12 protein-coding genes are annotated in these 12,627 nt (G+C 40.6%); all 12 read left to right on the top strand.

The genetic code is table 11. The annotated features are described in order from the left end of the window. Positions 1-201 precede the first annotated feature (201 nt). Positions 202-2,355, top strand: a complete 2,154-nt coding sequence (gene comA, locus G575_RS0107875; RefSeq protein WP_027972253.1) for a peptide cleavage/export ABC transporter ComA — start codon at positions 202-204, stop codon at positions 2,353-2,355. Positions 2,356-2,363: 8 nt separating this feature from the next. Continuing rightward, positions 2,364-3,719, top strand: a complete 1,356-nt coding sequence (locus G575_RS0107870) for a bacteriocin secretion accessory protein (protein WP_027972252.1) — start codon at positions 2,364-2,366, stop codon at positions 3,717-3,719. Positions 3,720-3,922: 203 nt separating this feature from the next. Then, positions 3,923-4,852, top strand: a complete 930-nt coding sequence (locus G575_RS0107865) for a helix-turn-helix domain-containing protein (RefSeq protein WP_027972251.1) — start codon at positions 3,923-3,925, stop codon at positions 4,850-4,852. A 249-nt stretch (positions 4,853-5,101) separates the two neighbouring features. Beyond that, complete coding sequence (locus G575_RS0107855) at positions 5,102-5,341, top strand: hypothetical protein (protein WP_027972250.1); 240 nt, start codon at positions 5,102-5,104, stop codon at positions 5,339-5,341. Between the two features lie 69 nt (positions 5,342-5,410). Then, the gene (gene ruvB, locus G575_RS0107850) at positions 5,411-6,409 is read left to right on the top strand and encodes a Holliday junction branch migration DNA helicase RuvB (RefSeq protein ID WP_027972249.1); all 999 of its coding nucleotides are present in this window, start codon (positions 5,411-5,413) and stop codon (positions 6,407-6,409) included. A 171-nt stretch (positions 6,410-6,580) separates the two neighbouring features. Continuing rightward, positions 6,581-7,288, top strand: a complete 708-nt coding sequence (locus tag G575_RS0107845; protein WP_027972248.1) for an N-acetylmannosamine-6-phosphate 2-epimerase — start codon at positions 6,581-6,583, stop codon at positions 7,286-7,288. Between the two features lie 42 nt (positions 7,289-7,330). After that, positions 7,331-8,659 (top strand): ABC transporter substrate-binding protein, encoded by a 1,329-nt coding sequence (locus G575_RS0107840; RefSeq protein ID WP_027972247.1) that lies wholly within the window; start codon positions 7,331-7,333, stop codon positions 8,657-8,659. Between the two features lie 184 nt (positions 8,660-8,843). Further along, positions 8,844-9,731 (top strand): carbohydrate ABC transporter permease, encoded by an 888-nt coding sequence (locus tag G575_RS0107830; RefSeq protein WP_027972246.1) that lies wholly within the window; start codon positions 8,844-8,846, stop codon positions 9,729-9,731. A 10-nt stretch (positions 9,732-9,741) separates the two neighbouring features. After that, positions 9,742-10,572: a carbohydrate ABC transporter permease gene (locus G575_RS0107825; RefSeq protein ID WP_027972245.1), complete on the top strand. Its 831-nt coding sequence runs from the start codon at positions 9,742-9,744 to the stop codon at positions 10,570-10,572. An 11-nt stretch (positions 10,573-10,583) separates the two neighbouring features. Then, positions 10,584-11,036, top strand: coding sequence for a NanQ anomerase/TabA/YiaL family protein (locus G575_RS0107820; RefSeq protein WP_027972244.1), 453 nt, complete (start codon positions 10,584-10,586; stop codon positions 11,034-11,036). Positions 11,037-11,053: 17 nt separating this feature from the next. Next, the gene (locus G575_RS0107815) at positions 11,054-11,698 is read left to right on the top strand and encodes a DUF624 domain-containing protein (protein ID WP_027972243.1); all 645 of its coding nucleotides are present in this window, start codon (positions 11,054-11,056) and stop codon (positions 11,696-11,698) included. A gap of 3 nt (positions 11,699-11,701) precedes the next feature. Continuing rightward, positions 11,702-12,619, top strand: coding sequence for a dihydrodipicolinate synthase family protein (locus G575_RS0107810; RefSeq protein ID WP_027972242.1), 918 nt, complete (start codon positions 11,702-11,704; stop codon positions 12,617-12,619). Positions 12,620-12,627: the final 8 nt, after the last annotated feature.

Genomic DNA, 12,627 nt, shown 5'->3' with positions numbered 1-12,627 from the left:
ATTACCAAGACAGGGAGCGACTGTGAGAGGTCGTGAGCAATCATTTTGCATGGATTTTGTTGTTGCTAACAAGAGTTATTGATATGGATTAAGCACATCAGTGATAAAAATGATGTGTTTTTTACTAATCTTGACAAGTTTTACGAATAGTTAGATGAGAGGTTTTTTCTCAGAATTTAACGGGTGGAAAAGGGAACGATTATGACATTTGGAAAACGGCATTATAGAGCTCAGGTGGACACAAGAGATTGTGGTGTTGCTGCTTTGGCAATGATGTTAGAGTATCATGGTTCACACCATTCTTTAGCAAGTCTTCGTGAACTGGCAAAGACAACAGCGGAAGGGACAACGGCTTTTGGATTGGTCAAGGTTGCTGAGGGATTAGGGCTAGAAACACGTGCTATTCGAGCAGATATGACGCTATTTGACTTGGCTGATGTGACTTATCCATTTATCGCCCATGTGCTGAAGGAAGGCAAGCTTTTACATTACTATGTAGTAACTGGGGCAGATAAGGAATCCATCTCTATTGCTGATCCAGATCCAAAGGTTAACCGAACGAAACTGTCGCGTGAACGGTTTGAAGCGGAATGGACAGGAGTGGCGCTCTTTATGGCGCCTACTCCTTCTTATAAGCCTCATAATGATAAGAAGCAGAGCCTGTTGTCATTTATCCCCTTGCTCCTCAAGCAAAAGGGGCTGATTGCCAATATCATCATGGCAACTCTCTTAGTGACTCTGATTAATATTGTGGGGTCCTATTATCTACAGTCTATCATTGATACTTATGTTCCTCATCAGATGAAGACAACATTAGGGGTCATTTCTATTGGTTTAGTTGTCGTTTACACCTTGCAGCAAGTTTTATCCTACGCTCAAGAGTATCTGTTGCTTATTCTTGGACAGCGCTTGTCTATTGATGTGATTTTATCTTATATAAGGCATATTTTTCAATTGCCTATGTCCTTTTTTGCCACACGACGTACAGGGGAAATCGTATCTCGTTTTACAGATGCTAATGCTATTATCGATGCCTTAGCAAGCACCATTCTCTCGATTTTCTTAGACTTATCTGTTGTGTTGGTTATTTCCGTTGTTTTGTTTAGCCAAAATCTTTATTTATTTGCCATCGCTTTACTGGCTTTACCGATTTACTCTGTTATCATTTTGGCTTATATGAAACCCTTTGAACGTTTAAATCAAGACGTGATGGAAACCAATGCCACCTTGTCGTCATCAATTATTGAAGATATCAATGGCATTGAAACCATTAAATCACTGACGAGCGAAAAGCAACGGTATCAGAAAATCGATAAAGAATTTGTCAATTACCTGAAAACATCTTTTGCTTATCATAGGGCGGAGAGTCAGCAGAAAGTTTTGAAGCGCTTGGCACAATTAGTGTTAAATGTCGTCATTTTATGGTTGGGTGCAAACCTTGTCATGGATAATAAAATGACGCTAGGGCAGTTGATTACCTTTAACACCTTGTTAGTTTACTTTACCAATCCGTTAGAGAATATGATTAATCTCCAAACCAAATGGCAAACAGCTCAAGTCGCCAATAACCGACTCAATGAAGTGTATCTCGTCGAGTCAGAATTTACAGATAATAAGGTTGTTACTGATTTATCTCTTGTTTCAGGAGACATTGATGTTAAAGGGGTTAGCTACAGATATGGCTATGGTGCGGATGTTTTGTCGGATATTAACTTGACCATCAAAAAGGGATCAAAAGTATCTTTCGTTGGTCTCTCAGGCTCTGGGAAGACAACCTTGGCAAAAATGCTGGTCAACTTTTTTGATGCTTACAAAGGCAACATTAGCCTGAATAATGTTGATATTACTCAAATGGATAAGCAGGCTTTACGTCAACACATCAATTACTTACCACAGCAGCCTTATGTGTTTAACGGCACTATTCTTGACAACCTCTTGTTAGGCGCTAAAGAAGGCACGACCCAGGAAGACGTTTTGCGGGCGGTCGAGATTGCCTGCATTAGAGAAGATATTGAGAAAATGCCTCTTAATTATCAAACCGAGCTAACTTCGGATGGTTCAGGTATTTCTGGTGGTCAGCGCCAGCGCATCGCCTTGGCACGCGCCCTTCTAACGGATGCCCCCGTGATGATCTTAGATGAAGCAACGAGCAGTTTGGACATTTTAACGGAGAAAAAAATCATTGATCACCTAATGACTTTGGATAAAACATTGATTTTTATTGCTCATCGTCTCACCATTGCAGAGCGGACAGAAGAGGTTGTTGTCTTGGATAAAGGAAAAATTGTGGAACAAGGCAGTCATCGTGACTTGCTAGAGAAGCAAGGTTTTTATGCCCAGTTAGTCAATAGTTAGGAGAATATATGGAACACCATCTCTTGGAAAGTGCAGAATTTTACCACAGGCGCTATCATAATGCAGCCAGTAGAGTTGTCGTGCCAGTCCTTCTTTTAATGGTCTTTTGCATTGCTTTTTCCTGTTTTGGACAGCGAGAAATCACCATTTCAACCAGAGCAACGGTTGAACCTGTGCAAGTACTAGCCCAAATCCAATCAACTAGCAATAATCCTATTTTAGGAAATCATTTGTCAGAAAATCAGAAGATTTCACAAGGGGATATCTTAGTTGAATACCAATCTAATAGTGAGCAAGTTCAGAAAGCAACAACCGAGAAGAAAGTGTTAGAGTTGAAAACACAATTAGCTCAGCTTGAGCTTTTGAAGACTAGTCTAGAGACGAATCACAATCAGTTTGCTCAAGATGATCAATATGGCTATTCACAGATGTTTACAGAGTATCGCCAGCAATTGGAAACGTTAAAAGGTGGAATTGAACAGCAAAATGCCACCATTGCTTCACAAAATGCTGCGGCTAGCCAATCGCAGGCGGAAATTGACCATTTGATTAAAGAGGCAGAAATAACCCTTTCAGATTTCAAATCACTGAAAACGGCTATTCAGTCTGGAACAAGAGTAGCTGATAGCAACGCTGGTTACGCGATTTATGAAAACTACCAGTCTCAGATAAACAACGGGATAGACGTGTCAGTGCTTAAGCAAGAAACCTTATCGCAGATTGATCGTCACATCTCACAGATTGAAGGTCAGCTGGCAGCCAATCGTGTTCAGTATGCTAGTTCAGGAGTTCGGCAAGCCTATACCAACACTCTTGATAGCCAATCAGAAGCTCTAAAAGCTCAGTATCTCACTCGTGTTGGTCAAGAAATGACCAATTTAATGACTCAAATAACTGATTTGGAAGGAACCTTGGCCTTGCAAGAAGATTTGACTGCTAAGACCAGGATCTATGCTCAGCAAACAGGAATTGTCCATCTAAATGATGAGGTTGAGGGAGCAACAATGATTCCTCAAGGGACAGTAATCGCCCAAGTTTATCCAGATTTGTCTCAGATTCGAAAAGTCAAGATCCGAGCCTATGTCTCGTCCAAAGATATTTCAAGACTATCTAAGGGAGATAAGATTCACTTTTCAGCACAGAGTGGTGAGGAGCAAGTGATGCTAACTTCTAAAGTGACAAGCATAGCAAGCTCTGCGACACAGACAGAATCAGGAAGCTTTTTTAAGGTTGAAGCAGAGACAAGCTTATCTCAAGAGCAAACCTTGGCCTTGCGCTATGGGACGGAAGGGAAATTTGTTGCTGTCACAGGTAAGCAAAGTTACTTCCAGTATTTCGTTGAAACATTTTTAGGCATTAAATAATGGTGTCCCCTTCTTGAAGAATCGAGGAGGGGTTGTTTGGTATATCAACAAGTATAAAAATAAAAAATAGAATTTTAATGTTCTGACCCAGCACGATTAGGAAGTGGGATTCATCCTAGAGATGACGTGTGTTTAATTCTACTTGTTTGACTGAAAACACTAAAAATAGTATAATTATCCTCTATTTTTAAAAAGGGGAATTCATGAAAAAAGAGTTTGGGGAAAAGGTACAGCGGCTACGCCAAGAAAAAGGGTTGACTCGAGAAGAATTGTGTGGTGATGAGATTGAACTCTCGGTTCGTCAGTTGGCGCGCATTGAAAGTGGCCAGTCCCTCCCGACGCTAGCTAAGGTACAGTACATCTCAGAAAAGCTAGGGGTTTCAGTGGGGAGTCTGACAGATGGCGAGAATCTCGAGTTGCCTAAACGCTATAAAGAACTGAAGTATCAAATTTTAAGACTTCCAACCTATGCAGATGAGGAACGTCTACAACTGCGCGAAGAACAATTTGACGAAATTCTCAACGTCTATTATGACCATCTACCCGAAGTAGAGCAAGTCATGGTCGACATCCTACAGTCGCGGTTTGAGGTTGTAAATAGCGGAGATGTTAATTTTGGTCTAGGTGTGCTGAATGACTATTTTGAACAAGTTAAAAAGAAGAAGTTCTATGCCATCAATGATTTAGCACTGATTGATTTATATCTAACTTGTATGATTGCTACCATGTTTAGTGGGAAAGAGTCTCAAGAGGGTATACTTTATAGTGAAGAGACGTATGCTTATTTTGTAGAGAAGTTGCTAAAACAAGGGGATTATTTACCCACTGAGGATTTATTTTTTCTAAATAAAATTTATTTTATGCTTGCTTCAGTTTTTTTAAGACAGAATAAGTTTGTAGACTTGGATGCTTTGTTAACTCATTTACACCCATTTATCATAAAAAGTCAAGATTTCCAAAGAATGCCTTTATATTACATGTATCGTTGGAAATATTGTTTGTATCACTTGAAAGATAAATCAGAGGCTGAAAGCTATTACCACCAAGCTACCATGTTTGCGGAAATGACACAAGATAGTTATCTAGCTAAAAGATTAGATGAGGAATGGGAAATGAACACACGAGATGAGTAAGATTTTTATTATTTGCCAACATGACATTTTTGTCATGTTGTTTTTTTCTATCATACACTAGAATAATAAATGTAAATAAATTAATTACTTAAAGGAGATTTTACCAATGAAAAAAATCCAATATTTTTTACTACTAGCTTTACCAATTCTTGTTCGTTTGACTCAAAGATCAGGAGATTTTAATTGGTGGGAGTATTTATAAAATGACTTACCCTACTAAATAAATCAATTTAAATAAAGGAGATAACTATGCAATTAATCATTGAAAATAAAACTTTTGTTCCGCAGTTGGTTTGGCTTTCGTTGCCAGATGATTTAAGAGAGGAGATAATTATTTTAAAGTCGCGTGAGATCTTTTGCGTGGAAAAGGAGTCTTTATCAACGGGTGTGAGTGTCTGGGATAGGAGTCAGGCTTACGACTTGGGAGCTAGAGATAAGAGGCGCATGTCTAAGAATTTTAGGATATATTTGGTTAAGAAAAATGGATAATAGGATGTGTGCAGGGGATGATTAGATGCTCTGCTTTCTTTTTGCTCTCGTCCGTGATAAAATATTGCTATGACTAGATTTTTAGATGCAGAAACAATGGGAGATGAGGAGTACACAGAGCGTACCTTACGTCCTCAATATTTTAGAGAGTATATTGGTCAGGATAAGGTCAAGGACCAACTGTCTATCTTTATAGAAGCAGCCAAGTTACGTGATGAGGCTTTAGATCACGTCCTGCTTTTTGGGCCTCCTGGTCTTGGTAAAACGACCATGGCCTTTGTCATTGCCAATGAATTAGGCGTCAATCTTAAGCAGACCTCTGGACCTATTATAGAAAAAGCAGGGGATTTAGTAGCGATTTTGAATGATTTGGAACCTGGGGATGTTCTCTTTATCGATGAGATTCACCGTATGCCTATGGCGGTTGAGGAAGTTCTTTACAGTGCTATGGAGGACTTTTACATTGACATTATGATAGGTTCAGGAGAGACGAGTCGTAGTGTGCATTTGGAGTTGCCACCATTCACCCTGATTGGGGCAACGACACGTGCAGGCATGTTGTCAAATCCGCTACGCGCCCGCTTTGGTATTAGTGGTCATATGGAGTACTACGAGCTGGCTGATTTGACTGAGATTGTCGAGCGGACAGCGGAGATTTTTGAGGCTGAAATTACCCATGAGGCTGCTATTGAGCTGGCTCGTCGTAGTCGTGGAACGCCACGTATTGCCAACCGTCTGCTGAAACGAGTGCGGGATTTTGCGCAGATTAAAGGGGATGGCGTCATTACGGATAAGATTGCCGATGAGGCTCTTAACATGCTGGATGTGGATCATGAAGGTTTGGATTATGTTGATCAGAAAATCTTACGAACCATGATTGAGACTTACGGTGGAGGGCCAGTTGGCTTAGGAACGCTTTCGGTCAATATCGCAGAAGAGCGCGAAACTGTTGAAGACATGTATGAGCCTTACCTCATTCAAAAGGGATTTATCGTAAGAACTCGTACAGGTCGTGTAGCCACAGCTAAAGCCTATCATCATCTAGGCTACCCTTATCAGGAAACTTAAACCAAAGAGCGATGGTAGGTATCGCTCTTTTTGAATGCTCTTTCAGAATAGCAGCAATTGGCTGAATCAACATTCTAAATCTAGCGAAGGTCTTGAAATCGAAATTTTTAACTTTATAATAATATATGTAAATGACGTCAACTACAAATCTATCCATAGAAGGAGTCTTCTATGCCAAAACATATTTCAAAAGAAGATTTTCTCAAGATGGTGCGAGATGGGATCATTGTTTCTTGTCAAGCTTTGCCAGGAGAGCCGCTTTACAGTGAGGCTGGTGGGGTGATTCCTCTTTTAGCTCTGGCGGCAGAACAGGCTGGGGCAGTTGGTATTAGAGCAAACTCTATTCGTGACATCAAGGAGATTCAAGGCATTACGGATTTGCCAATTATTGGCATTATCAAAAAAGATTACCCTCCAGAAGAACCTTTTATCACGCCTACCATGGCAGAGGTCGATCAATTGGCGGCACTGGATATTGCCGTTATCGCTCTTGATTGTACCCAAAGACCAAGACATGATGGCTTGACAATTGCTGAGTTTATCGACCAGGTGAAGGCCAAGTACCCTAACCAGTTGTTAATGGCTGATATTTCCACTTTTGAAGAAGGTGTCTTAGCAGCAGAGGCAGGTGTTGATTTTGTCGGGACAACCTTGTCGGGTTACACCTCCTACAGTCGTCAAGACCCAGGACCAGATGTTGAATTGGTCAAACGCTTAGTAGATGAAGGTCTTGATGTTATCGCAGAAGGGAAGATTCATTCCCCTCAAGACGCTAAGTTGATTAAGGCTCAAAAGCCAGCAGGCATCGTCATTGGAGGAGCTATTACACGTCCTAAGGAAATAGCAGAGCGCTTTATTAGAGCTTTGTCTGAGGACTAATTTACTAGGTTATAAAATATCATACTAAAAAGGAGTAGGATAATGAAATTACGGAAAACCCTCATGTCTCTCTTTACGGGAGCAGCAGTCTTGTCGTTAGCAGCCTGTGGTGGCGGTGGCACGACTGAAAAATCAGCTGAAACGACCTCAGAATCGGCAGCGCAGACAACCATTACTTGGTGGGCTTTCCCAACCTTTACTCAGGAAAAAGCTGAGGATGGTGTGGGAACCTACGAGAAGAAAATCATTGAGGCTTTTGAAAAAGCTAATCCAGACATCAAAGTAAAATTGGAAACCATTGATTTTACCTCAGGTCCAGAAAAAATTACGACAGCTATTGAAGCGGGCACAGCACCTGATGTGCTTTTTGATGCACCAGGTCGTATCATTACATATGGAAAAAATGGTAAGTTGGCTGAATTAAACGATATCTTTACAGATGAGTTTATTAAAGATGTCAATAATGACCAAATTATTCAAGCTTCTAAGGCAGGCGACACGGCTTACATGTATCCAATCAGTTCAGCACCATTCTTCATGGCTCTTAACAAGGCTATGCTAGAAGATGCAGGTGTTCTTGATCTTGTTAAAGAAGGTTGGACAACAGATGATTTTGAAACTGTTTTGAAAGCACTCAAAGATAAAGGATACAATCCAGGTTCATTCTTTGCTAATGGTCAAGGTGGTGACCAAGGCCCACGTGCCTTCTTTGCGAACCTTTATAGTTCAAGCATTACCAACCCTGAGGTGACTGCTTACACAACTGACACACCTGAGTCTGTTAAAGCTATGGAAAAAATTCAAAGCTGGATTAAAGACGGTCTTCTCATGAATGGTTCACAGTACGATGGTTCTGCGGATATTCAAAACTTTGCTAATGGCCAAACTGCTTTCACCATTCTCTGGTCACCTGCTATGCCAGGTACTCAGGCAAAACTCTTGGAAGCAAGTAAGGTAGATTACATTGAAGTACCTTATCCATCAGAAGATGGCAAACCAGCTCTTGAGTATCTCGTGAATGGCTTTGCGGTCTTCAATAACGGTGATGATAAACGTATTGCAGCATCTAAGAAATTTATCCAGTTTATTGCTGACGATAAAGAGTGGGGACCTAAGAACGTTGTTCGTACAGGTGCCTTCCCAGTTCGCACATCATTTGGAAAACTTTATGACACTGAGCGCATGGAAACTATTTCAACTTGGACTCAGTATTATGCCCCATACTACAACACCATTGATGGCTTTGCTGAAATGAGAACACTTTGGTTCCCGATGGTACAAGCTGTTTCAAATGGAGATGAGCAACCAGAAGCCGCTCTTAAGGATTTCACAACAAAAGCTAACGAAACAATTTCTAAAGCTAAGAAATAAAGTAAGATACGCTCACTCCTTTTCTGAATGATCACTAGAAAAGGAGTGATTTTGTTTAGTCGTTTAATTGGAGGCTGGACTAGTTTGAACAAGAAACGAACTAAGCGACTAAGCATAGAGTTCATGATCGTATGGAAAATATCCCAACGATCCCTATTTGAAGTAATATTGAAAGAGGTGTTACATGCAGGTCAATAAATTAAAAATGCGAGAGACCATAGTTTCCTACGCCTTTTTAGCACCAGTTTTAATCTTTTTTACCGTTTTTGTGTTGGCTCCCATGATTATGGGGCTGGTCACAAGTTTTTTCAATTACACCATGACAGATTTCACCTTCGTGGGATTGGATAATTATACAAGAATGTTCAATGACCCAATTTTCATGAAATCTCTAGTCAATACCTTAATTATTGTTATCGGTTCTGTACCGGTTGTTGTCCTTTTCTCTCTTTTTGTAGCGGCTCAGACGTATGAGAAGCATGTGGTAGCTAGGTCATTTTACCGCTGTGTCTTCTTTCTGCCGGTTGTTACCGGTTCTGTTGCTGTAACAGTAGTGTGGAAATGGATTTATGATCCAATGTCAGGGATTTTAAACTACATTTTGAAAACAGGAGGAGCTATTGAACAGAATATCATGTGGTTGGGTGATAAAAACTGGGCACTACTTGCCATCATTATCATCCTATTGACAACTTCTGTGGGTCAGCCCATCATCCTCTACATTGCAGCTATGGGTAATATTGACAATTCTCTTTGTGAGGCTGCGCGTGTGGATGGTGCCAATGAATTTCAAGTCTTTTGGAATATTAAATGGCCAAGCCTCTTGCCAACGACTCTCTATATTGCTGTTATTACCACTATTAATTCCTTCCAGTGTTTTGCTTTAATCCAGCTTTTAACTTCCGGTGGTCCGAACTATGCAACATCAACACTTATGTATTACCTTTACGAAAAAGCTTTTAAATTATCGGAATATGGTTACGCTAACACCATGGGAGTGTTCTTAGCTATCATGATTGCCATCATCAGTTTTGCCCAATTTAAAATTCTGGGCAATGATGTAGAATACTAGGAGGCAAGCTATGAAAAAGAAATCTTTTAGCCTATTTAACATCGGTTCGTCTCTCATTCTCTTATTGTTGACTATCATTTTTGTCTTTCCTTTTTACTGGATTATGACAGGAGCTTTTAAAGCGCAACCGGATACGATTGTTATCCCCCCGCAATGGTGGCCAAGCCATCCAACTTTAGAAAACTTCTCTGCTTTAATAGTGCAAAACCCATCCCTTAAATGGCTTTGGAACAGCGTCTTTATCTCTCTGACGACGATGCTTTTGGTTTGCATGACGTCATCCTTAGCAGGTTATGTGTTAGCTAAAAAACGTTTCTATGGGCAGCGTTTGTTGTTTACAATATTCATCTGTGCGATGGCTTTACCCAAACAAGTCGTTCTAGTGCCTTTGGTACGTATTGTCAATTTCATGGGTATTCATGATACTTTAGCAGCTGTTATCCTTCCTTTAGTTGGTTGGCCTTTTGGAGTGTTTCTCATGAAACAATTTTCTGAAAACATACCAAGCGAGCTTTTAGAGTCTGCTAAGATTGATGGTTGTGGTGAAATTAGGACTTTCTTTAGTGTTGCATTTCCGATTGTGAAACCAGGTTTTGCAGCACTAGCGATTTTTACCTTTATTAATACTTGGAATGACTATTTTATGCAACTGGTTATGTTAACCTCCAGAGAAAATCTGACTGTTTCTCTAGGTGTAGCAACCATGCAGGCTGAGATGGCTACAAACTATGGTCTTATTATGGCAGGAGCAGCTTTGGCAGCGGTACCTATTGTAACAGTCTTTCTTGCTTTCCAAAAATCCTTTACTCAAGGAATTACTATGGGAGCTGTTAAAGGATAAGGGGGATATTTATGATTTATGATCACATCACAAATCTCGGACTGTACAAAGGGCTTCATCCTAATCTGGATACATTATTAGACTACCTTGCGACTGAAGATCTTAGCCAATTGTCTCTAGGAACTTGTCAGGTTGATGACGAAAAGGTTTTTCTCTTAATTCAGGAAAATAATCTAGATGATAGCGATGAAGATCGTTTCGAATATCATAAGCATTATTTAGATTGTCACCTGATTTTAGAAGGTGAAGAACGGATTCGATATGGTTGCGGGGAGCGCAAAGAAATAGCGAGCTTCAACGAAGATTCGGACATAGGATTTATCGGGTGTCAGAAAAGTTATGATTTTGACTTAGTTGACGGTTATGTAGCGATTTTCTTCCCAGGCGAAGCCCACCGACCTAACCTCTTTAAACAGAATCTCAAAGCTGTTAAAAAGTGTGTTGGTAAAGTGAGGATAGATTAGTTTTTAGGAGAACAAAGATGAGGAAAGCCTCAGTAGACCTGTTGAAAACGATTTTTGGTCTAGATAATGCATTTGTTAGAGCTTGTGCTCTCATTTATGATCTAATGCTTGTTAACTTGCTCTTTGTACTTACCTGTCTCCCGCTAGTAACAATTGGAGTTGCCAAGGTTAGCCTCTATCAAGCTATAACTAGCAGACGAGAAAATTCAGAGATTTCTATTGTTAGAGTCTATTTGATGAGTGTTAAAACTGTTTTTACGCGAGGCTTAGTTTTAGGCATAGGTGAGCTTTTAATAATAGGGTTTGCTCTATTTGATTTATGGCTGATTTGGGAGCAAACGACATTTTGGGCTCAAGCAATCAAGCTGGTCAGCTTGAGTGTCCTATTTTTTACAGCGATGGTTTTTCTAACAATTTATGCTATGGGGCCTACTTCAGAGTTGACCTTAAAAGAAGTATTTAAAAGAGGTGTTGTCCAATCGGGCCTACAATTACCAGTGACTATTATTGCGATGACGGTTTTGGTTTTAGTGGCTTTTCTACTGACACTATCAGGAATAACCTTTTTAGCTGGAATGTCTCTGCTTATGCTTGGGGGCTATGCAGGGCTTGTTTATGGTCATCTCTATCTGCTGACAATTTTTACAAAAAAAGGAAACTAAAAAATGAACGATTTGCAAAAATATCAAGGTGTTATCCCAGCTTTTTACGCTTGCTATGATGAAGAGGGGCAAGTGAGTCCACAGAGAGTTCGTGCGCTGACCCAATACTTTATTGATAAAGGGGTTAAGGGACTCTATGTGAATGGTTCTTCGGGGGAATGTATTTATTTAAGCGTAGCAGAACGTAAGCTAATCCTGGAAGAAGTGATGGCAGTAGCGAAAGGGAAATTAACCATTATCGCCCATGTGGCTTGTAACAATACCAAAGACAGTGAGGAGCTGGCGCGTCATGCCGAACACTTGGGTGTAGATGCTATTGCAGCTATCCCACCAATTTATTTTCGCTTGCCTGAGCCATCCGTTGCTAAATACTGGAACGACATTTCAGCGGCAGCTCCAAATACCGATTTTGTCATTTACAATATCCCGCAGTTAGCTGGAATTGCTCTGACACCTAACCTTTACCGAGACATGTTGAAAAATCCACGTGTTATCGGGGTGAAAAATTCGTCAATGCCAGTACAGGACATTGAGACCTTCTCTAGCATTGGCGGAGATGGCTATATCGTGTTCAATGGTCCAGATGAGCAGTTCTTAGGTGGTCGTCTGATGGGAGCTTTGGGAGGTATTGGAGGCACATACGGTGCGATGCCAGAACTCTTTTTATGCCTCAATCGCTTGATCGCTCAAAAAGATTTAGAGACAGCCAAAGAGTTACAGTACAGCATCAATGCCATCATTACAAAGCTTTGCTCTGCAAGTGGACACATGTATGCAGTCATCAAAGGGGTCATTGCCCTCAATGATGGTCTTGATATCGGTTCGGTGCGCTTGCCGCTTAGCCCTTTGGGAGAAAAAGATGGCGATATCGTACAAGAAGCAGCACGGATGATTCGAGAAGCCAAGGACAAATTTTGCTAGGAGGAGCA

Origin of the sequence: Streptococcus plurextorum DSM 22810, from assembly GCF_000423745.1 — a bacterium.
GTDB lineage: Bacteria > Bacillota > Bacilli > Lactobacillales > Streptococcaceae > Streptococcus > Streptococcus plurextorum.
The sequence above is the reverse complement of the archived record's forward strand: the minus strand, read 5'-3'. Positions and strand labels throughout refer to the sequence as shown.

Coding starts and splice junctions, on each gene's coding strand:
- G575_RS0107870 (WP_027972252.1), top strand. CDS start 2,364: ATGGAACACCATCTCTTGGAAAGTGCAGAATTTTACCACAGGCGCTAT.
- G575_RS0107845 (WP_027972248.1), top strand. CDS start 6,581: ATGCCAAAACATATTTCAAAAGAAGATTTTCTCAAGATGGTGCGAGAT.
- G575_RS0107830 (WP_027972246.1), top strand. CDS start 8,844: ATGCAGGTCAATAAATTAAAAATGCGAGAGACCATAGTTTCCTACGCC.
- ruvB (WP_027972249.1), top strand. CDS start 5,411: ATGACTAGATTTTTAGATGCAGAAACAATGGGAGATGAGGAGTACACA.
- G575_RS0107840 (WP_027972247.1), top strand. CDS start 7,331: ATGAAATTACGGAAAACCCTCATGTCTCTCTTTACGGGAGCAGCAGTC.
- G575_RS0107810 (WP_027972242.1), top strand. CDS start 11,702: ATGAACGATTTGCAAAAATATCAAGGTGTTATCCCAGCTTTTTACGCT.
- G575_RS0107815 (WP_027972243.1), top strand. CDS start 11,054: ATGAGGAAAGCCTCAGTAGACCTGTTGAAAACGATTTTTGGTCTAGAT.
- G575_RS0107865 (WP_027972251.1), top strand. CDS start 3,923: ATGAAAAAAGAGTTTGGGGAAAAGGTACAGCGGCTACGCCAAGAAAAA.
- G575_RS0107855 (WP_027972250.1), top strand. CDS start 5,102: ATGCAATTAATCATTGAAAATAAAACTTTTGTTCCGCAGTTGGTTTGG.
- G575_RS0107825 (WP_027972245.1), top strand. CDS start 9,742: ATGAAAAAGAAATCTTTTAGCCTATTTAACATCGGTTCGTCTCTCATT.
- G575_RS0107820 (WP_027972244.1), top strand. CDS start 10,584: ATGATTTATGATCACATCACAAATCTCGGACTGTACAAAGGGCTTCAT.
- comA (WP_027972253.1), top strand. CDS start 202: ATGACATTTGGAAAACGGCATTATAGAGCTCAGGTGGACACAAGAGAT.